This window comes from Paenibacillus pasadenensis (genome assembly GCF_002864175.1).
Lineage (GTDB): Bacteria > Bacillota > Bacilli > Paenibacillales > Paenibacillaceae > Paenibacillus_O > Paenibacillus_O pasadenensis.
Genome location: NZ_NFEZ01000003.1, coordinates 1228474 through 1249404, shown reverse-complemented (window position 1 = coordinate 1249404; position 20931 = coordinate 1228474). Strand labels below are relative to the sequence as shown.

Below are 20931 nucleotides of genomic sequence, written 5' to 3'. Positions count from 1 at the left end.
GTTATTGATCGGAAATTCAACTGACTTGGATAAACTACTGGTACCTACGTAACCTGTATTTAAATATTTGTTTGATTGTTTTAATAGTTTATATTAAAATAATCAAACAAACATTTGAATGAGTGGTGATGATAATGGCACAAGACGTGTGTGAAATTTTTTGTTACGACGAATACAAGGTGAATCGGGTAAAGCAAAGTTTGGAGACTAGCGACACACAGCGTATGGCAAAAATCTTCAAGGCACTGGCCGATGAAACGCGAGTCAAGATTGCCCTGGCATTATGCCAAGAAGAGGAATTGTGCGTTTGTGACGTGGCTAATATCATTGGAACGACTATTGCTAATGTATCCCATCACCTGCGCTTGCTCCGCAACATGGGCTTGGCCAAGTACCGGAAAGAGGGAAAATTGGTCTTTTATTCGCTGGATGATGAACATGTGAAGCAATTTGTTTTGTTGGCCTTTGAGCATGGGAAGGAGGATAAAGTCCATGTCTGATGTTGCAAGCAAAAAAAGTGTATATCGAGTCCAAGGCTTTACTTGTACGAACTGCGCCGCGAAATTTGAGCAAAATGTTAAGGCACTCCCCGAGGTCGAGGATGCGCAGGTGAATTTTGGCGCCTCTAAAATTTCGGTCTACGGTGAGGCCAGCGTTCAGGAGCTGGAGAAGGCCGGTGCATTTGAAGGTTTAAAGGTGTATCCGGAAAAAGAGCAGCGATCCATTGAAAAAGAGCCGTTCTGGAAACGGAGATCGACGATCACAACGGCGTTATCGGCTATTTTCCTCATTTCGGGTTGGTTCGTTGGTGAAGAACATCCGGCATCATTCATGTTATTTGCTTTGGCGATCCTGATTGGTGGTTATGAGCTGTTTATCAAGGGCATTCGAAGCTTGGTACGTTTTAACTTCAACATGAATACGCTTATGACCATCGCGATTATTGGAGCTGCTGCCATCGGGCAGTGGATGGAAGGGGCGACCGTCGTCTTTCTGTTTGCGATTAGTGAAGCCCTCGAAAGTTTCTCCATGGAAAAAGCGCGGCATTCCATTCGTTCGCTCATGAATGTGGCCCCCAAGGAAGCGACGATTCGGCGTGGCGGACAGGAGCTCCAGATCAACGTCGATGATATTGCCATTGGTGACATCATGATCGTGAAACCCGGACAAAAAATTGCCATGGACGGCAAAGTGATTAAAGGACGTTCGGCCGTCAATCAAGCGGCCATTACCGGCGAATCCGTTCCAGTGGAAAAAACAGAGGGTGACGATGTATTTGCCGGAACGTTAAACGAAGAAGGCTTATTGGAAGTTGAAATCACCAAACGGGTAGAGGATACGACGATTGCCAAAATCATTCATCTTGTGGAAGAAGCGCAAGCGGAAAAGGCACCTTCCCAAGCGTTTGTAGACCGGTTTGCGCAATATTACACACCGGCGATCCTTGTCCTGGCTTTAGGTATTGCGGTGGTTCCTCCCTTATTGTTTGGCGCAGCCTGGGGAGATTGGATTTACCGGGGACTCGCCCTGCTGGTCGTGGGCTGTCCTTGCGCGCTGGTCATTTCCACGCCAGTGTCCATTGTAACGGCCATCGGTAACGCTGCGAGAAATGGCGTACTCATTAAAGGCGGGATTCACTTAGAGGAAACCGGCCATCTATCGGTCATTGCTTTTGATAAAACCGGGACGTTAACAAAGGGTGTTCCGGTGGTCACCGATATGGTTACTTTCGAAGGCGAGGACGAAAAATCATCACTTGGTATCGCGGCGGCGATTGAAAAATGGTCCCAACATCCATTAGCTTCGGCTATCGTGCGGAAAGCTGATGATGAAGGCTTAGACTTAACCGAGTGGGAGACTCAAGACTTTACTTCCATCACAGGAAAGGGTGCTAAAGCTGTCATTCAGGGCACGACCTACTATATTGGAAGTCCGCGGCTGTTTGATGAGTTGTCTAAAATGAACGAGCGGATGGTTAAGGAAACCCAGCGCTTACAAAAACAAGGGAAAACGGTTATGGTGCTTGGCACAGAAACCAAACCCCTAGCTTTAATCGCCGTTGCCGATGAAGTTCGCGACAGCAGTCGTGATGTGATCCAAAAGCTCCATGCGTTAGGCATTCGAAAAACGATCATGCTCACCGGCGATAACCGGGCGACGGCCGAAGCGATTGGCAAGCAAGTGGGCATAGGTGAAGTCAAGGCCGAACTGCTTCCGCAGCAGAAACTTGAAGCGATCAAGCAATTAAAAGAAACCGGTAAAGTTGCGATGATTGGCGATGGTGTTAATGACGCCCCGGCTTTGGCCAGTGCAACGGTAGGGATTGCCATGGGGGGAGCCGGTACCGATACGGCATTAGAGACGGCAGATATTGCGCTTATGGCTGATGATTTAACGAAGCTGCCCTTTACGATACGATTAAGCCGTGACACGCTGAAAATCATTAAGCAAAACATTGCTTTTGCGCTGATCATTAAGCTGATCGCTTTGGTGCTCATTGTGCCGGGATGGCTCACGTTATGGCTTGCTATCTTTGCGGATATGGGAGCAACACTGATCGTCACGCTAAATAGCTTACGTTTGTTACGAACCAAGAAAGAGTGATGGCTCTTCCTCCACCGTATGTCTACGCAATACGACTTAACATAAAGACAAATAATCATTGACCCTGTACTATGGTACAGGGTTTATATTTAATTACGGGGTGAGAAAAGATGAAATACCGTTCTGGAGACATTGCCAAACTATGTAACGTTAACAAAGAAACACTGCGATATTATGAACGAAAAGGTTTGATTAGCGAACCTGTAAGGTCGGAGGCAGGTTACAGGCTTTATCCGGAAGATACGATAAACCGAATCACGTTCATTAAACGCATACAGGAGCTTGGTTTCACACTCTCCGAAGTTGATAAATTGCTTGGCGTCGTGGACAAAGACGATGTGCGATGTGCGGATATGAATGATTTCGTTGTTCAAAAGCTTGAAGATGTCCGGTTAAAAATAAGAGATCTTCAACGAATCGAAACGATGCTAAAAGATCTAAAAGGCCGCTGTCCCGATGAAAAAGCGATACATGAATGCCCAATCATCGAAGCGTTGATTGACGATGATCCAAAGGAAAAGGAGGAAATCAAATGAAAGAACATACAAAAAAATGGGGATGGGGCTTTTTAGCTCTGCTTTCGTGTCCTTGTCATCTCGTTTTGATTCTTCCTCTGCTTGCCGGTACTACGTTTGGTGCTTATTTTGCTGTCCATCAGACCGCCGCTAGTGTTATTTTTGCCGTTATATTTGTGATTTCTCTTTGGATGATGTTCAAACGAGCTGACAAAAAAGAAAAAGCTAATGCAACACACGACTGCTGCGCGGTTCCAGAGCGAAAATGAGGTGAATGATATTGAGAGAAAAACTAACAAGCTGGGGAGCGATATTATCGGCTTTTCTGATGTCCAGCTGTTGTCTCGGACCCATAATCCTCATTCCCCTTGGATTATCAGGTTTGGCGGGAACGCTTGCGATTTTTTCAATCCAGTACCAATTGTTTTTAATGATCATGACGTTAGTATTTCTTGGTGTTTCGTTTTATTTGGTTTATGGACGCAAACGCAAAAATAAAAGTACGGTCATCACCTTATGGATGACGACCATTTTAGTTTTAGGTGCATTTCTTTATTTAGGGTTGGCTGAAACAGGAATGCTATAAGAAAGAGGTGTTTTGTGTGAGAGCAACAATGGGAATTATGGTGTTATTATCACTGTTAGTATTGGGTACGGCATGTGGGAACAATGAAAAATCAGCGATAGCTGCGCAAAGTACAGCTGTTGCTAATCAATCGGTGGTGTTCACGGTGACGGGACTGGAATGTTGCCCGCCTTCTGTCATTCAAGATTTAATTCAAAAGGTAGACGGGGTCAGCAAAGTAGACATTGAACCCATGGGAAGCAAAGGGAAAGTAACGGTTGCCTTTGATGATAAGAAAACCGATTTGAAGCAGATTCAAGCATCGGTTACTCAATATGGATTTGGTGTAACGGGAGGATAAAAAATGAAAAAATACCGGATCAAAGTTCAAGGTATGACATGCAACGGCTGTGAAGAACACGTTGCAACAGCACTTGAACACATTGGAGCTGCGAATATTGAAGCGAGTTTTCGCCGCGAAGAAGCGACGTTTGAATTACCGGATGAAGTGGAGATTGATACAGCAAAAAAAGCCATCAACGAGGCAAAATATCAATCCGGTGATGCGGAAGTTCTCGAATCTCATAATGTTCCCAATCTTGGCGATGAGGGGGACTATGATTTTCTGATCATTGGTTCGGGTGGGGCCGCTTTTTCTGCTGCAATTCAAGCGGTCGAACATGGTGCAAAAGTGGCGATTATCGAGCGCGGAACAGTAGGCGGAACCTGCGTAAACATTGGCTGCGTGCCATCGAAAACCTTGCTTCGTGCTGGTGAAATCAATCACTTAGCGAAAAATAACCCTTTCTTGGGGCTACATACTTCCGCTAGTGCCGTTGATTTGGCTCAATTGGTTGAACAAAAAAATGAACTTGTAGCCGAAATGCGTGAACAAAAGTATGAACATTTAATTGGTGAATACGGATTTGAACTCATTCGCGGAGAAGCAAAATTCGTTGATGAAAAAACTATCGAGGTGAGTGGGCGAAAGCTTACCGCCAAACGGTTTTTAATCGCGACAGGAGCTTCACCGTCGATTCCTGATATTCCAGGACTAACAGACATTGATTATCTGACAAGCACGTCACTACTTGACCTTAAACAATTACCTAAAACGCTTGCTGTTATTGGTTCGGGGTATATCGCCATGGAATTAGGTCAACTGTTTCACAATTTAGGTACCGAAGTTACATTAATCCAAAGAAGTCCGCGAGTCTTTAAAGAGTACGATCCTGAAATCTCCGAGGCGGTGACTAAAGCAGTCATTGAGCAAGGGATTCAGGTTATTACCGGTGTAACCTATGAACGCGTTGAAGCGACTGGCAACTTTAAACAAGTCCATCTTTCAGTAAACGGTGAAACGAAAGTCATCGAAGCCGAGCAACTGCTTATTGCGACCGGCAGAAAACCAAATACGGAAGCCCTCAACCTTCGCGCTGCGAACGTCATTATAGGTTCAAAAGGCGAGATTGTTGTCGATGATTTTTTGAAAACCTCAAACCCAGGGATTTATGCCGCAGGTGATGTCACGATGGGGCCGCAGTTTGTGTACGTGGCCGCTTATGAAGGACGCATCGCGGCAGATAATGCAATTGGCGGGTTAGAGCGGAAAGTGAACCTTGAAGCTGTTCCTGGCGTTACGTTCACTTCTCCTTCCGTTGCTACGGTAGGACTTACGGAAGAACAAGCTAAGGCAAAGGGATATGAAGTTAAAACTTCCGTTCTCCCTTTGGATGCAGTGCCTAGAGCACTTGTAAATCGCGAAACGACAGGCGTTTTTAAGTTAGTTGCTGATTCCAAGTCGTTAAAACTATTAGGCGCCCATATTGTCGCTGAAAATGCTGGGGAAGTCATTTACGCCGCGACATTAGCGGTGAAATTCGGTTTAACAATTGAGGATTTACGTGATAGCCTTGCGCCGTATTTAACCATGGCGGAAGGATTAAAACTGGCAGCATTGACGTTCGATAAAGACGTTTCCAAATTGTCTTGTTGTGCTGGATAAATATTCGCATTGTCCTTTTCATTGACCGCAGCCCTTGTCTAAACCAAAGAAGCCTTCGCATCTGCAAGGGCTTTTTTTGGCATACGTAGCCTTTTTTCTAGCGGTTTACAAACTGTTCACAAATAATCGATTGATTATATAAGTAAATCCGTATATATTTATTGATGGGTTAAAATAGGCTGATGAGCCGTTATGTATTGTTTTCGGGACTACTCAAAGCGGCTTAAGGAGATCGTATAACAATTGAGGGGAGGTAAGGAATGGAACAAATCAATGAAATGGCAGAAAATCTTAAACTGCTTGGGGATAAAACCCGTCTTACGATGATGGCCTTATTAAAGGATCGCGCCCTTTGTGTTTGTGACATTGTGGAACTGCTGGAAACATCACAACCTAACGCCAGCCAGCATTTGCGTAAATTAAAGGCGGCGGGGCTAGTGAATGAAACACGTAAAGGACAATGGATTTATTATTCGTTAAATGTTGAAGATAAGCCCTATATTCAGGCGATCATGGGCTACCTTCCATCATTAAAAGAAAAAATCGATCAAATCAAAAATGATTGCGATTGAGTAGCGGAGGATTACATGGCTATTACTGCATTTCTTATTTTTTTATTTACCTTAACCTTTGTGATTTGGCAGCCAAAGGGACTAAATATCGGCTGGTCCGCAAGTGCTGGTGCGATCCTTGCTTTACTTTTCGGGGTGGTTAGCTTCGGAGACGTTGGTACCGTTACCGGCATCGTGTGGAACGCCACCTTGGCGTTCGTGGCCATTATTTTAATCTCATTGGTGCTTGATGAAATTGGATTTTTTGAGTGGGCGGCGTTACACATGGCGCGGCTGGCACGTGGAAATGGCATTCTCATGTTTGTGTTTATCATCCTGCTTGGATCGGCGGTCGCAGCCCTGTTTGCGAACGATGGCGCGGCCTTGATCATTACGCCCATTGTACTGGCTATGGTTCGGGCGCTTAAGTTTGATGACAAGATGATCCTGCCGTTTATTATAGCGAGTGGATTCATTGCCGATACGGCTTCCTTGCCACTTGTCGTCAGCAACTTGGTGAATATTGTATCTGCGGATTATTTTAACATCGGTTTTGCCGAATACGCGAGCCGCATGATTGTTCCAAATTTCTTTTCCGTCATTGCGAGCCTCATAGTGCTATATCTGTGTTTCCGGAAAAGCATCCCGAATCGATACAATCTCACGCAACTGAAAAGGCCGAAGGAAGCCATTAAGGATATGTGGCTGTTTAAGTTATCTTGGGTCATTTTAGCCGCGCTGCTCGTTGCGTATTTTATCAGCGAATTTTTCTCGATCCCTGTATCCATTATTGCTGGGGTTGCAGCGATTGCCTTTTTGTTCGCGGCAAGAAAAAGTCCTGCGATTCATACTTGGAAACTGGTAAAAGGCGCTCCCTGGGCTGTCGTGATCTTCTCTATCGGCATGTATGTGGTCGTTTATGGCTTGCGCAATGCCGGACTTACGGATGCACTAGGCAACGTCATTCAAGCGGTCGCAGACCAAGGTTTATTTGTGGCTACCGTAGGTATGGGCTTTATTGCAGCCATCCTGTCGTCCATTATGAACAACATGCCCACGGTCATGATCGATGCACTGGCCATCCAAGGCACGCAAACCGATGGGTTCATTCGTGAGGCGTTGATCTATGCGAATGTGATCGGTTCGGACTTAGGACCGAAAATTACGCCAATCGGCTCCCTGGCCACGCTGCTTTGGCTGCATGTCCTATCCACGAAAAATGTGAAAATCAGATGGGGCTATTATTTTAAAGTCGGTATCCTGCTAACCATTCCCACGTTGTTCATTACGCTCACCGGTCTTTATGTATGGCTTTATGTTCTCCAGACGCTACAGGTGAATGTATGGCTATGTATTGCGGTGACTGTGGTCGTCTTGGCGGTAGTTGTAATGATCATGAAGTTTTTTATGGGAAGTAGAGCGAAAAGAGTTCATCAAGGCGATTAACGAATTGAAATCAAAAGGAGATTGTTCACCATGGAGAAAAAACCGTTAGTTTATTTTTTGTGCACCGGAAATTCTTGCAGAAGCCAAATCGCGGACGGGTTTTTAAACGCGCTAGGCAGCGATAAATATGAAGTTAAAAGCGCAGGTCTTGAAGCACACGGACTGAATCCGCATGCGGTGCAGGTCATGCAAGAAGCTGGCGTAGATATTAGCAAAAACACCTCCGATGTGATCGATCCGGATATTTTGAATCGCGCCGATTATGTTATTACCCTGTGCGGCCACGCCGACGAGCATTGCCCTGTGATCTCCAACAAGAACGTAACGAAATGGCATTGGGGTTTTGATGATCCGGCAAAAGCAACCGGAACGGAAGACGAAATCATGAACCAGTTCCGCACCGTTCGCGATTCGATTAAGAGCCGGATTGAACAATTCGTCAAAGAAGGGAAATGAGGTGGCGACGATGATCAAACGAATGCATGTTGCTTTAAACTGTACGGAGCTGAACAAGTCTCTGGAGTTCTATCGCGCTTTTTTTGGGGCCGAACCGAGTAAGATTAAAGATAATTACGCCAAATTCGAGTTAGAAGAACCGGCGCTGCATTTTTCGCTCAATGTGCGCCCCTTCGAACAAAAGGGTGTACTGAACCACTTGGGATTCCAAGTCAATAATACGGAAGAAGTGCTGGCCATAGGGGAGAGGCTTCGTCAAAGCGGACTGCTGCTGATTGACGAGATGAATACCACATGCTGCTATGCGGTGCAGGATAAAGTTTGGGTGTATGATCCGGACGGCAACGCTTGGGAGATTTTCTACACAAAAGAAGATTCCGAATTCGAATCGGCCGGAGAAGCCAGGGATTTGTCCCTTTGCTGCGCGCCGCCAGCGGCCCCGGTTCCGATTGAGTTTGGATCGTTTAAAAAAGGAGTATAGTCTATGGCGTCTGAAAAAACCTACCATGCTTTGATTCCGGATAAAATTTTCATGGGCGCGGCAACTGATGTGGAATCGATGGTAAAAAATGAAGGTATCGACGTGATCGTGGATCTACGCGGCGAAGCGACGGAATGCGCCTATCCAGCGGCGAGTGCGAAATGGATTCAAATTCCGTTAGCAGATCATGCCGCTATGCCACAAGAAAAAGCCTTCGGTCAAGCGATCCAGGCCGTCACCGAAGCTTATCACCAAAACAAGAAAGTTGCTTTTCATTGTGGCGGAGGAAAGGGACGGACCGGTACGGTAGCCGCTGGCACCTTGCTTGCCTTGGGATTAAGCGATACGCTTGACGAAGCCGAGGCCAAGGCAAAGAGCATTCGCAATATCATTGATATTAAGCCATCACAGAGAGAATGTTTGCACCAACTATATCCCGGTAAATAAGCAAGCAAGAGACCACTCAGCCGAGTGGTTTTCTTTTTGGTGCGCCACGCATGGCGATTAACTAGGCGGTGAAAGTCCGCTGTGGGGGCTTGTAGTTGCCAACCACTAGCCAAGAGCAAGGGTGTCCATCGTGAGGTGGAATCTGAAGGAAGCTGGAGGCAAAATTCCGACCCGAGGAACACGAACATCATCAGGCATACGGTATGGGATGAGCTTGCTAAACAAAGCGAAGTCCAATTAACTACACGGACGTACCAATGTAAATGATGCGGGTGCATGGAAGGAAAGTGAATCGTCTTACCGTGGGAGGTCTCATGGACGTGAGGAGATGCACTTCAAATCACGGTTGAAACAAGAATTGCCATGAGAAGTCAGCAGACGCCATAGTACCGCATGCCATCGACAACATGCGGGAAGGGCTGAACCTAAGGAGGTGCAGGTCAATGAAAGTTACCAAGTCAGGGGTAAAGGGCAGCCAACTTCATAGAGAAGGCTCCACGCAAAAAGATAGTACGGAATACGAAGGATATGCGGGAGTGCACATCCCTGCAAGGATAACTGAAACGGACAACACCAATGCAGACTTGCCGAAGGAAGGACTGCTTGAGCGAATTGTGCGCAGAGACAATCTAAACGAAGCTTTCAAGAGGGTCAAAGCGAATAAAGGCTCTCACGGAATCGATGGGATGGAGGTAGATGAACTTCTACCCTATCTCAAAGAGAACGGAGAGGCACTCAGACAATCCATCCTGGACGGGAAGTACCGTCCGAAATCCGTTCGGAGGGTAGAAATCCCGAAAGAGAACGGAAAGAAAAGAAATCTAGGGATACCGACGGTAGTCGATCGAGTGATTCAGCAAGCCATCGCCCAGACGCTTACACCGATCTACGAGAAACAATTCTCGGAGAACAGTTTCGGTTTTCGCCCCAAACGAAGTGCACATCACGCTATTAGAAGAAGTCAAAGGAACATTCAAGAAGGATACAAGTACGTGGTGGACATGGACTTGGAGAAATACTTCGACACCGTGAACCAAAGTAAGCTCATCGAGGTATTGTCGAGAACGATCAAGGATGGACGGGTCATCTCACTCATACACAAATACCTAAAAGCCGGCGTCATTGTGAATCACAAGTTTGAGGAAACGGAAGTTGGGGTCCCTCAAGGGGGAAACTTAAGTCCAATACTCAGCAACATCATGCTGAATGAGTTGGACAAGGAGTTGGAAAGCAGAGGACACCGATTTGTCCGCTATGCGGACGACCTGCTTATCTTCTGTAAGAGCAGAAAGAGTGCCGAACGCACACTGACGAACTCCGGCTGACGACCGCTTACGACGGCTTGGGGGCTCATGCCGCCGACCTGCAGGAGCAGATCGACCGCTATTCGGAGCTTATTTTGGAGCCGGGCAGCGAACCGCTCTGGGAGGCGCTCGAGCAGCGCTCGCCGGTAGAAGCCGAGCGGCTTGCCGACGAGCTGCGGAGCCGCTCGGCTCTGGCTGTCGCGCAGATGGAGAAGCATCGCGCGCTGCGGCTGCTGGAGGGCGCGGAGAGTCCAGCCGCCTATTTCCGCAACATCGAGTCCTGCATCGAGGAGGAGTTCGGGCATTTCGCGGTGACGCCCGAGTCCAAGGTGCTGATGGTCGGCTCCGGCTCGTTCCCGATGACTCCGCTGCTGATCGCGCGCCGCACCGGCGCCGAGGTGCTGGGCGTGGACATCGACGCCGAGGCGGTCGAGCTGGGCCGCCAGGTGGCGCGCAAGCTCGGCCCGGAGCTGCCGATCCGGATCGAGCATGGGCATGCGCATGAGCAGCGCGGCCTGGAGGAGGTGACGCATCTGATCTTCAGCTCGACGATTCCGGTGAAGTACGAGCTGTTGGAGCGGCTGCATCCGCTCACCTCTCCGCGCGCGACAGCGGCGATGCGGTACGGCGACGGCTTCAAGTCGCTGTTCAACTACCCGATGCGCCAGGCCTTGGACAGCCGCTGGCTGCTGGCGGGCCGCACGCTGCGGCCCGACCGGATCTTCGACATCGCCCTCTATGTCAAGGATAGCGGCATGCCGGGAGGCGAACGATGAGCGCGCTCGGCCGGGTGCTCGTGCTCGGAACGGGGCCGGCCGCCGTGCAGCTGGCCGTGCTGTTCCGCCAGCGGCTGCAGGCGCCGGTCGGAATGGCCGGCAGGCGCTCGCTGCGGTCGGAGCCGTTTTTCGCCGCGGCGCAGCGGCAGGACCGACGGCTGCGCGCCGAGGTCCAGAACCGGCTGCATGAGCGGCTGGCTGGCGAATGCGCGCTGGAGTCGCTTCATGCCGGCATCGGCTCGGTCGAAGGGAGCTGGGACACGGCCGTGCTGGCCGTGACGGCCGATGCGTACGCCTCCGTGCTGGAGCAGCTGCCGGCAGAGGTGCGGAGCGGGCTGCGCCGGGTCGTGCTCGTCTCCCCGACGTTCGGCTCGGCGGGGCTCGTGCGCCAGCTGCTGAAGCGGCTGCGTGCGGCGCAGACGCGCGATGGCGGCTCGGCAGCGGCCGATCCGGAGATCATCAGCTTCTCGACCTACTTGGGAGATACGCGATGGTCGGCGGGCGGGCCGTCGGCCGCCGTGCTTACGACCGGCGTGAAGCGAAAGGTGTATGCCGGCTCCACGCAGGGGCGGACGGAGGCGCTGGACGCGCTCTGCGCCGCCTGGGCCGAGGCGGGAGTGAGGATCGAGACGCTCTCTTCGCCGCTCGAGGCGGAGACGCGCAACATCTCGCTGTACGTCCATCCGCCGCTGTTTTTCAACGCCTTTTCGCTGGATGCCGTGTTCGGCCGCGCGCAGTCGCCCGTCTACGTCTACAAGCTGTTTCCGGAAGGTCCGATTACGCCCGCGCTGATCCGCGACCTGCATGCGGCCTGGCTGGAGATCGGCGCGATTTGCGAGGCGTTGTCCGTGCCCCGCGTCAATCTGTTGAAATTCATGACCGACGACTGCTATCCGGTGCGGCCGGAAAGCTTGTCGCGGCTCGAGCTGGACCGCTTCCCGGAGCTGGACGCGGTGCATCAGCAGTATCTGCTCTACGTGCGCTACGCGTCGCTGCTCATTGATCCCTATTCGTCGCCCGACGACCAGGGACGCTATTTCGACTTCTCGGCCGTTCCGATCCGGCGCCTCTTCGTCGACGCCGACGGTCGCTGGGAGCTGCCGCGGATGCCCAAGGAGGACGTCTACCGCACGCGCATCCTGCAGGGCATCGCCCGCCGGCTCGGCGTCCGGACGCCGACGGTCGACCGCTTCCTTTCCCTGTTCGACGAGCGGCTGGCCGAGGCCCGGCAGGAGCTGGAGGGGCAGCCGCTGTCCGAGGCGCTCCTCGGCTGCGACGGCCGCGATCAGCTCGAGCTGATCGTCCAGGATCTGCCCGCGGCAGCCGCCTCGGGAACGGGCGCGCCATCCGCTCCACAAGCCTGATTTCATTCACCCATCCAGGAGGAACCATGAATCTTATCACGAGCAAGAGAACAACCAGCACGTCGAATTCCGGATTCCGCATCGCCCGTTGGCTGGCCGTCCCGGCCGCCGCGTTGATGCTGCTCGCAGCGGGCTGCGGAGTCTCAGAGGACAAAGCCGATCCGGGCGCGCGGGATCGTGTACGCGACGGCCAAGGACATCAACGACATGAACCCGCATCTCTACCCGGGCTCCATGGCGGCGCAAGGCATGATCTACGAATCTCTGATCGAAAAGACGGAGAGCGGCTTCGCGCCGCTGCTCGCGGAATCGTGGGAGGTGTCGGACGACGGCCTCGCCTACACGTTCCATCTGCGTCAAGGCGTGACATTCCATGACGGCGCTCCTTTCAACGCGGAGGCGGTGAAGAAGAACATCGACGCGGTGCAGGCGAACGCCGAGCGCCACGCCTGGATCAAGCTGTCGGCCAAGCTCAAGCAGGTCACGGTCCTGGACGAGCATACGGTGCGGCTGGAGCTGTCCGAGCCGTACGCGCCGACGCTGCTGGAGCTGTCGATGACGCGGCCGTACGTGTTCCTTTCCCCGAACGACTTCAAGGATGGCGGGACGAAGGACGGCGTGCAGGGACATGACGGCACGGGGCCGTACCGCCTGGCCGAGCAGAAGCAGGACCAGTACGCGGTGTTCGAGGCCAACGAGGACTATTGGGCCGGGGCGCCTGCGGTGAAGCGGATTACGGCCAAGGTGCTGCCGACCGGCGAGACGACGCTGCTCGCGCTGCAGAAGGGGGAAGTGAACTTCCTCTTCACCGACGACCGCGGCGCGGACAGCCTGGACGTCGAGGCGATGCAGAGCCTCGTGGACACCGGCAAGTACCAGCTGCTGCGCAGCAAGCCGATGAACACGAAGCTGATCGCGGCCAACAGCAGCCGCGCCGACAGCCCGGTCGGCGAGCGGGCGGTGCGCGAGGCGCTCTGGCATGCCGTCGACCGCGACACGATCGCCGGGACGCTGCTGCACGGCACGGAGACGCCCGCAGAGGCGCTGTTCTCTCCGAATACCCCTTATGCGGACCTTGATCTACCCAAGCGGGCGTATGACCTGAAGCGCGCCGCCGAGCTGCTTGAGGAGGCCGGCTGGAAGCAGGGCGACGGCGGCATCCGGACCAAGGCGGGCAAGCCGCTCGCGCTCCAGCTCGTGTACGATGCGGCGTCGCTGTCGCAAAAGACGGAGGCCGAGCTGATCCAAAGCGCCGGCGCCTCCATCGGGATGAAGCTGGAGCTGGTCGGAGAGCCTTCGCCGTCGCTGGCGGCCCGCCGCGCGTCAGGCGATTACGACCTGCTGTTCAACCAGACCTGGGGACTGGCCTACGATCCTCAGAGCACGATCGCCTCGTTCACGGCAGAGTCCTCCTATCGCCATACGACGAGCGGCATCGAGCGCGCCGAGGAGCTGTATGCCGAGATCGAGGAGGCGGCGCGCACGACGGACGAAGCGGCGCGCAAGCAGCTGTACCGGGACATCCTGAAGACGGTCCATGACGAGGCGGTCTTCATCCCGATCAGTCACGGCGGCGTGACCGTCGTCGCGCCGAGCGACCTCGACGGCGTGGCCTTCAAGCAGACGCAGTTCGAGCTGCCGTTCGAGCAGATGAAATTCCGCTAGGAGGAGGCGACGATGCTTCGATATGCGGCACGCCGGGCGCTGGCCGCGGTTCCGCTGCTGGCGGCGATCTCGTTTCTTGCTTTCCTGTTGAACCAGCTTGCCCCGATCGAGCCGGCCGTGGCGGTGCTGCACGCGCAGGGCGTGCCCCAGGCGACGGAGGAGCTGATCGCGGCCAAGCGGACCGAGCTGGGGCTCGACCGTCCGCTGCCGATCCGCTACGCGGAGTGGCTGCTGTCCGCGCTGAAGCTCGATTTCGGCCAATCCTACGTCACGGGCCAGCCGGTGCTGGCGCTGCTCGGTCCCGCCCTTCTCCACACGCTTCAGCTGGCGGCCGTTTCCTTCGCCGTGATCGTGCTGCTGTCGATCGGCCTCGGCGTCTTTTGCGCCTTGCGCGAGGGCACGCGGCTCGACCAAGGAACGCGGGCGGCCGCCTTTTTCCTGACGGCGCTGCCGCCCTACCTGCTGGCGGCGGGGCTTGTCTGGCTGCTGTCGGTCAAGCTGGACCTGCTGCCGACGAGCGGCCTCGGCGGGCCGGCCAGCTTCGTGCTGCCGGCCGCCGTGCTGGCGGCCGGTTATGCCGGCGTTTATTTCCGCGTCATCCGCAGCTCCATGATCGCCGGCCGCCATGACGACTCGATCCTTTACGGCCGGGCATGCGGACTGCCGGAGCGGACGCTGACGCTGCGGATGCTCGTCCAGTCGCTGCGGCTGACCGTCCCGATCTTCGCGATGGCGGTGCCGATCCTGCTCGGCAGCACGGTCGTCGTGGAGAACGTATTCGCCTGGCCGGGCCTCGGCACGATGAGCGTCAAGGCGATCCTCAGCCGCGACTACCCGGTCATCCAGGCGTTCGTGCTGCTGCTGGCGTCTGCGTTTGTCCTCTTCAACGCCGCCGCGGACATCGTCGGCGCGATGCTCGATCCCCGGCTCAGAAAGGAGCTGTGACATGAAGCGACTGCAACGCCTTTTATCGGACCGTCTGGCTGCCGCTTCGCTGGCCGTGCTGGCGGCGATCCTGGCCGCAGGCGCGCTGGCGCCGTGGATCGCGCCGCATCCGCCGGACGAGGTGGACATGGCGCTGCGCTATGCGCCCTGGTCGCTGGACTATCCGCTCGGCAACGATCAGCTCGGACGCTGCGTGCTGTCGCGGGTGCTGCACGGCATCCGGCCGAGCGTGCTGTACGTGCTCGCGGCGGTGCTCGCCTCCGCCGGCTTCGGCACGGCGGTCGGCATGGCCGCGGGCCTGCTGCGGGGCCGGACGGACGCGCTGCTTATGCGGCTTTGCGACGTCATGCTGTCCTTTCCCGGCTATGTCATGACGCTGGCGGTGATCGGCGTGCTCGGCACGGGTCTGGCGAACATCCTGCTGGCGTTCATCCTGATGAAATGGGCGTGGTTCGCCCGCGTCGCCCGGACCGCCGTCCAGCGGCATGCGGACGCCGGCTACGTGCTGTTCGCCCGCACGCTCGGTGCCGGACGGCTGACGCTGCTGCGCCGGCATCTGCTGCCGGCCTGCCTGCCGGAGCTGGCCGTGCTCGCGAGCGGATCGTTCGGCACGACGCTGCTGCAGGTGTCCGGGCTCTCGTTCCTCGGCCTGGGCATCCAGGCGCCGCATGCGGAGTGGGGCATGATGCTCAGCGAGGCGAGGCAGGCGATGTTCTCCCGTCCGGAGCAGCTGCTCGCCCCCGGCTTCATGATCGTGCTGACCGTCTCGGCCGTGAATTTCCTGTCCGACGCGCTCCAGACGGCGCTTGATCCGCAGGCCGGCGGACCACGGCAGGCGGCAGCCGTGCCCGGCGAGCCGGAGGCGGCTGCGGCGGCCATGCTGCGCAAGGAGGCGGTCTGATGAACGTGCTGGAAGTAGACGGACTGGCGATCGCAAGCCGCTCGAGCGGGCGTTTGCTCGTGCCGGGCCTTTCCTTTCGGGTGCGGGAGGGCAGCTGTCTGGCCATCGTCGGGGAGAGCGGCAGCGGCAAGTCGATCTCCTGCAAGGCGATCGCCAGGCTCAATCCGCCCGACCTGAGGCAGACCGGCAGCATCCGCTTTCGCGGGACGGAGCTGTCGGCTCTGCCGGAGCGGGAGCTGCGGCGGCTGCGCGGACGGCGGATCGGCCTGATCCTGCAGCACGGCATGCGGGCGTTCGACCCCGCGCGGCGGGTCGGCCGGCAGACGGAGGCGGTGCTGCGCACGCATCACGGCTGGAGCGCCGAGGAGGCAGGCGAAAGGATGGCCGCCGCGATGGAGACGATGCTGCTGAAGGAGCCGCGGTCGCTGCTGGAGCGGTTCCCGCATGAGCTGTCGGGAGGCATGCTGCAGCGGCTCATGATCGCGCTGTCGATCGTGCTGCAGCCGGATCTCGTCATCGCCGACGAGCCGACGACGGCGCTTGACGCCGCCTCCCGGTACGAGGCGGTGCGGCAGCTGATGCTGCTGCGGGAGCAGGCGGGCTGCTCGCTCATCCTGATCTCGCACGATCTGGCGGCGGTCGAGCGCATCGCCGACGACGTGCTCGTGCTGCGGCAGGGCATCGCGGTGGAGAGCGGGCGGGCGCAGGATGTGCTGTCCGCGCCGCAGCATGCGTACACGCGCATGCTGACGGAGGCGAGGCGCTCGCTGACCGCTCGCTTCGAGCAGGCTTGGGGAGGCGATGTCCATGCTGGCTGCTGAAGGCATCGCCAAATCGTATTCGTCCCGTCCGGGCAGGCGGGCCCAGCGGCAGGCCGTGCTGGAGGAGGTGACGCTCCGCTGCGCCGAGGGCGAATGCCTCGGCATCATCGGCGCGAGCGGCAGCGGCAAATCGACGCTCGGACGGATTCTCCTCGGGCTGGAGCGCCCCGATCAGGGAAAGGTGACGATCGACGGACGGGAGCGGGCGCATCGCGACGCGGTGAGCGCCGTCTTTCAAGACTACCGCTCCTCGATCCATCCGTTCTTCACGGTGCGGCAGGCGCTGCTCGAGCCGCTGCGGGGAAAAAGGCTCGGCCGCGCAGAGACGGACCGCAGGCTGGAGGAGATGCTGGAGCAGGTCGGGCTGGACGGCTCGTACCTCGAGCGCTATCCGCATGAGCTGTCCGGCGGGCAAGCCCAGCGGGTCTGCATCGCCCGGGCGCTGCTGACGGGCGCGCGCTGGATCGTGCTCGACGAGGCGGTCAGCTCGCTGGACGCCTCGGTGCAGGCGCAGGTGCTGGAGCTGCTGGAGCGGATCCGCGGCATGCACGGCATCGGCTATCTGTTCATTACGCATGATCTGGAAGCGGCGGCCTTTTTATGCGACCGCATCGCGATCCTGCACGAGGGGCGGATCGTCGAGACGCTCGCCCGCGGACGGCTCGGCGAGGCTCGGCATCCGTACGCGCGGGAGCTTCTGGCTCTGTTCCGGAGCGGCCTTGGGACAGGGACGGGCGCCTTGAACGCGGATAAGGAGGGAAAAGGATGAAAAAGCCTCTGGCGGCCGCGCTGTCGGGGCCGTTCCTGCGGCTGTACAGCCTGACGCTGCTGTACTTCAGCGCCAATGCGATTTTGAACGTGCTCATCCCGCTGAAGGGCGAGTCGCTCGGCGCGAGCAACGCGGCGATCGGCGTCGTGATGGGGGCCTATCTGTTCACGACGATGCTGCTGCGCCCATGGGCGGGCCATCTGATCGGACGCCACGGCCCGATCCGGGTGCTGCGCGCGATCCTCGTCCTGAACGCGGCCGCGCTCGCGCTGTATGCGTTCACGGGACTGGAAGGCTACTTTGCCGCGCGCGTCCTGCAGGGCGTCTGCACGGCCTTCTTCTCGATGGCGCTGCAGCTGGGCCTGATCGATGCGCTTCCGGAGAAAGAACGCTCGCAGGGCATCTCGATGTACTCGCTTTGCGCGACGATGCCGGGCATCATCGGGCCGCTGCTCGCGATCGGCCTGTGGCAGGCGCAAAATCCGGCGCTGCTGGCCGCCGTGCTGCTCGGTCTCGGCGCCGCGACGGGCTTGGTCGGCTGCACGGCGAGGCTCGGCAAGCCGGCCGCGCAAGGGGGCGGCCCGGACGGCGCGGTTCCGGGCCCGCAGGCGGGCCGCGCGTCGGCCTCGCCGCAGCTCGGCGCAGGGGGCGGCGCGCTGCGGCGCTCGTTCCGCGAGCTGGCCGCGCAGCCGCAGCTGCGGCGATGCAGCGTGCTCATGCTGGCCGGCTCGGTCGTGTTCGGCGCCGCGACGACGTTCATCCCGCTGTATGCCGCGCAGGTGAGCGGCGGCAGCGCGGCCGCCTACCTCATGCTGCAGGCGGGCGTCGTGGTGGCGGCGCGGTTTTGGCTGCGCAAGCGGATTCCGTCCGACGGACGCTGGCATCCTTCGTTCATGGCGGCGGTGCTGGTCAGCCTGGCGGCTGCGGCGCTATGCGTCGGCCTCGCCGCCTACGGCGGCGCTGCGGCGTTTTATCTGGGCGCGCTGCTGATGGGGCTCGCCCAGGCGATGCTTTATCCGGCGCTGACGACGTATCTGTCGTTCACGCTCCGTCCCGAGAGCCGCAACGTGCAGATGGGGCTGTTCATCGCGATGGCCGATCTCGGCGTCTCGCTGGGCAGCATCGTCATGGGGCCGGTCGCCGATCTGTTCTCCTATTCGGCCATGTACCTGCTGTGCGCGGCTCTGGCGGCCTCGCTGCTGCTCGTCTCCGCTCGCGAGACGCGCAGCAGCGCCCGCGAGGCGGAGCTCCCGCAAGGCTTGGCCTAGGCCTAGACGAATCAGGACGCTTCGAAAAGCCGGAAGCCGCCTTCGCTCACATGCGAAGGCGGCTTCCGGCTTTTATGGCTTAGGCCCGGTCGATTACGGCCCGACCTTGCCCTGCGGATCGAGTACGGCGAAATTGTAGTTGACCGAGCGCACGACCCGCTCGCCGCGAGCGTTCACGCCCTCCGCGTCGAACGACAGATTGTAGATGCCGGGCTCGTAAGGGGCGGTCAGCGAGACAGAGGCGGCCGAGCCGGCGATGGCGGCGTCGGGAAGCGTGCGCAGCGAGGCGGAGGAGCGCCCCGGGATCGACTTCGTCAGCGACGGCTTTTTGAACAGCCCTTGCACCGGCTTGCCGAGATCGACGGAGAGGGCGACAGGCTCGCCCGGGCGGTAGAGCTTTTTCGGCGCGGCAATCCGCATCGTGCTGGGGCTGTCCAGGCGGGCGAGGGCGAAGTAGGCGTCGCCGCTGCCGCCCAGCTGCAGCTTCCACTCGCCCGGATCCGGCTGGTTGATGTGGAAGACGCGCCGGACGGCGCCGGCGAACACGTCGGCGGACGCCGAGTCCGGCGGAGCGGCCTCTGCGGCGTGCGCTTGGCCCGACGGCGACAGCAGGATGGCCGTGCTGCCCGCCTGCGCGGTCATCACCTCGAGCGACAGCGACGTCAGCCCGCTTTCGAGCGGGAACGAAGCGGATGCGGAGCCGTCCAGCGCTCCGCCGCGCAGGATGAGTCCGGCCGGCTCGTCTGCGCCAGCTTGGCGGGACCCGGATGCCGCCTCCGGCAGCGCTTCGCCGGCGGCCGGTCCGCCGCCGGACGCCTGCAGCCCTCCGGCCAGCGAGGCGGCCGGGAGAGCGAGCTTCGGCCGCACGAGGCTCCACGTCTGCGAAGCTCGCGCCATCGCGCTGTGGGAAATATTTTTCGTGAAGCTTTGGATGCCGTACGGCAGGCCGAGCGCCGAGTAGAGCGAGACGGCGCCGTCATCCTCTCCGGGCAGCACCGCGTGGGCGAACCAGTAGCTCGTGAAGATGCCGTCGTCGCCCATGCCGCCCGACATGTAGGTGCGGGTCGCCTGGACCTCCGGCCGCGCGTCGGTCTGCGAGCGGAAGCCCGCCATGTACGACGTCTGCAGCGAGTAGACGGCGTCGTCCTGCTGGCCGATGATGGAGCCGAGCCAGGACGTCCAGCTGCCGTAGGCCATGTCGGCGAGCTCGGAGCCGAGATTGGGCGTGGACAGCTGATGGACGACGTTCACATACGGGGAGGCGCCGTAGTGGACGAGCGCCGCCTGCGTGTCGATGCCGCCTTTGGAGTGGGCGATGACGTTCAGCTTGGGCACGTTGTAGTAGGCCGCGACCTTGCGGATGACGGAGGCGAGCAGCGCGCCGTTGGTCCACATGCTGCCGCCGTCGCCGTCCGCGTCCTTCAGCTGCACGAAGGCGGTGCGGTAGCCGGCGTTGTAGGCGGCTTCATAGTAGCTGTCCTCGAGCGTCCAGCGGTCCATCGTGGAGTGCAGCCCTTGGACGAACAGCAGCACCGGCTTGGACGAGGATTGCGGCGGCACCGCTCCGGTGTACCAGTTGCCGGCTTGGCCGGCGGCGTTCTCTTGATGGAGCCGGGGAGCGGAAGGGGCGGCGTGGACCGGAACGGCTGCCAGCAGGCTGAGCGTCAGCAGGGCGGCGGCGAGCGGCGCTTTGGAGCGGGCGGAGGCGGCGAGGCGGCGGATGGACATCAATCGGATTCCCCTTTCGAAGGAAGGATGCTTGCCTTTCCATATTCAAGGATATTCGTCAACGGGAGATATGCAGCACATAAAAAGGAAGTAAATGAATCGTTTTCCTGTCAGACTCGCTGCTGATTCCAGGCGTGCGCTCCGAACCGAAGGGCAATCGGCTTGAAATTAAATCGGCTTTCGGCAGGAATTTACAGGAGCATGTCGAACTTTATTGCGACAAGGTCATGGCTGGCATCCATCCTGCCAAGCAGGAGGCTGCTGGCGGTGCCGACAACGCCGGGCATGCCTCGGCGGACCGTCTGCTTCGGCAGTCCGCG

The 20931-nt window shown here is 57.4% G+C and carries 21 protein-coding genes and 1 pseudogene; 21 read left to right on the top strand and 1 reads right to left on the bottom strand.

What is annotated here, in order from left to right; genetic code table 11:
* The first annotated feature begins 134 nt into the window (after positions 1-134).
* The 21 genes and pseudogenes from B8V81_RS09080 to cntE all read left to right on the top strand — a co-directional run bounded on the left by B8V81_RS09080 (position 135) and on the right by cntE (position 18883).
* Entirely contained in the window at positions 135-500 is a 366-nt protein-coding gene (locus B8V81_RS09080) for an ArsR/SmtB family transcription factor (RefSeq protein ID WP_028598740.1), read from the top strand.
* Positions 493-2604 (top strand): heavy metal translocating P-type ATPase, encoded by a 2112-nt coding sequence (locus B8V81_RS09075; protein ID WP_028598741.1) that lies wholly within the window; start codon positions 493-495, stop codon positions 2602-2604. Before B8V81_RS09080 ends, B8V81_RS09075 begins: the two co-directional genes overlap by 8 nt.
* A gap of 110 nt (positions 2605-2714) precedes the next feature.
* Positions 2715-3140, top strand: a complete 426-nt coding sequence (merR, locus tag B8V81_RS09070; protein ID WP_028598742.1) for a mercury resistance transcriptional regulator MerR — start codon at positions 2715-2717, stop codon at positions 3138-3140.
* Positions 3137-3388 carry a hypothetical protein gene (locus B8V81_RS09065; protein WP_084137143.1) on the top strand — a complete coding sequence of 84 codons (252 nt, stop codon included), beginning with the start codon at positions 3137-3139 and terminating at the stop codon, positions 3386-3388. Before merR ends, B8V81_RS09065 begins: the two co-directional genes overlap by 4 nt.
* Before the next feature lie 11 nt (positions 3389-3399).
* Complete coding sequence (merT, locus tag B8V81_RS24735; RefSeq protein ID WP_164820105.1) at positions 3400-3705, top strand: mercuric transport protein MerT; 306 nt, start codon at positions 3400-3402, stop codon at positions 3703-3705.
* A 16-nt stretch (positions 3706-3721) separates the two neighbouring features.
* Positions 3722-4045, top strand: a complete 324-nt coding sequence (gene merP / locus B8V81_RS24730) for a mercury resistance system substrate-binding protein MerP (protein WP_127464349.1) — start codon at positions 3722-3724, stop codon at positions 4043-4045.
* Between the two features lie 3 nt (positions 4046-4048).
* On the top strand, positions 4049-5689 hold the full coding sequence (gene merA, locus B8V81_RS09060; RefSeq protein ID WP_084137146.1) for a mercury(II) reductase: 1641 nt from the start codon (positions 4049-4051) through the stop codon (positions 5687-5689).
* A gap of 260 nt (positions 5690-5949) precedes the next feature.
* The gene (locus B8V81_RS09055) at positions 5950-6261 is read left to right on the top strand and encodes an ArsR/SmtB family transcription factor (protein ID WP_028598744.1); all 312 of its coding nucleotides are present in this window, start codon (positions 5950-5952) and stop codon (positions 6259-6261) included.
* A gap of 15 nt (positions 6262-6276) precedes the next feature.
* Entirely contained in the window at positions 6277-7686 is a 1410-nt protein-coding gene (locus B8V81_RS09050) for an arsenic transporter (protein WP_101808187.1), read from the top strand.
* Positions 7687-7716: 30 nt separating this feature from the next.
* Positions 7717-8142, top strand: a complete 426-nt coding sequence (gene arsC / locus B8V81_RS09045; protein ID WP_084137149.1) for an arsenate reductase (thioredoxin) — start codon at positions 7717-7719, stop codon at positions 8140-8142.
* A gap of 10 nt (positions 8143-8152) precedes the next feature.
* Positions 8153-8623, top strand: coding sequence for an ArsI/CadI family heavy metal resistance metalloenzyme (locus B8V81_RS09040; RefSeq protein ID WP_028598746.1), 471 nt, complete (start codon positions 8153-8155; stop codon positions 8621-8623).
* A 3-nt stretch (positions 8624-8626) separates the two neighbouring features.
* Positions 8627-9070, top strand: coding sequence for a protein-tyrosine phosphatase family protein (locus B8V81_RS09035; protein WP_028598747.1), 444 nt, complete (start codon positions 8627-8629; stop codon positions 9068-9070).
* Between the two features lie 443 nt (positions 9071-9513).
* The gene (gene ltrA / locus B8V81_RS09025) at positions 9514-10395 is read left to right on the top strand and encodes a group II intron reverse transcriptase/maturase (RefSeq protein WP_240479007.1); all 882 of its coding nucleotides are present in this window, start codon (positions 9514-9516) and stop codon (positions 10393-10395) included.
* Positions 10396-10412: 17 nt separating this feature from the next.
* Positions 10413-11150: an SAM-dependent methyltransferase gene (locus B8V81_RS09020; RefSeq protein ID WP_240479008.1), complete on the top strand. Its 738-nt coding sequence runs from the start codon at positions 10413-10415 to the stop codon at positions 11148-11150.
* Positions 11147-12514, top strand: a complete 1368-nt coding sequence (locus B8V81_RS09015) for an opine metallophore biosynthesis dehydrogenase (protein WP_052333177.1) — start codon at positions 11147-11149, stop codon at positions 12512-12514. The genes B8V81_RS09020 and B8V81_RS09015 overlap by 4 nt, the downstream gene beginning before the upstream one ends.
* 174 nt (positions 12515-12688) lie before the next feature.
* Positions 12689-14179 (top strand): annotated as a pseudogene (cntA, locus tag B8V81_RS09010) (staphylopine-dependent metal ABC transporter substrate-binding lipoprotein); the annotation flags it as partial.
* 12 nt (positions 14180-14191) lie between these two features.
* Positions 14192-15124, top strand: a complete 933-nt coding sequence (opp1B, locus tag B8V81_RS09005; RefSeq protein WP_101808186.1) for a nickel/cobalt ABC transporter permease — start codon at positions 14192-14194, stop codon at positions 15122-15124.
* 1 nt (position 15125) lies between these two features.
* Positions 15126-16025 carry a nickel/cobalt ABC transporter permease gene (gene opp1C, locus B8V81_RS09000; RefSeq protein ID WP_028598749.1) on the top strand — a complete coding sequence of 300 codons (900 nt, stop codon included), beginning with the start codon at positions 15126-15128 and terminating at the stop codon, positions 16023-16025.
* Positions 16025-16846: an ATP-binding cassette domain-containing protein gene (locus B8V81_RS08995; RefSeq protein ID WP_043111224.1), complete on the top strand. Its 822-nt coding sequence runs from the start codon at positions 16025-16027 to the stop codon at positions 16844-16846. The genes opp1C and B8V81_RS08995 overlap by 1 nt, the downstream gene beginning before the upstream one ends.
* Positions 16833-17615: an ABC transporter ATP-binding protein gene (locus B8V81_RS08990; RefSeq protein ID WP_052333178.1), complete on the top strand. Its 783-nt coding sequence runs from the start codon at positions 16833-16835 to the stop codon at positions 17613-17615. Before B8V81_RS08995 ends, B8V81_RS08990 begins: the two co-directional genes overlap by 14 nt.
* 8 nt (positions 17616-17623) lie before the next feature.
* Complete coding sequence (gene cntE, locus B8V81_RS08985) at positions 17624-18883, top strand: staphylopine family metallophore export MFS transporter CntE (RefSeq protein WP_101808259.1); 1260 nt, start codon at positions 17624-17626, stop codon at positions 18881-18883.
* Positions 18884-18976: 93 nt separating this feature from the next.
* Here the strand turns inward: cntE and B8V81_RS08980 are convergent, their stop codons facing one another.
* Positions 18977-20611 (bottom strand): esterase/lipase family protein, encoded by a 1635-nt coding sequence (locus B8V81_RS08980; protein WP_101808185.1) that lies wholly within the window; start codon positions 20609-20611, stop codon positions 18977-18979.
* Positions 20612-20931 lie beyond the last annotated feature (320 nt).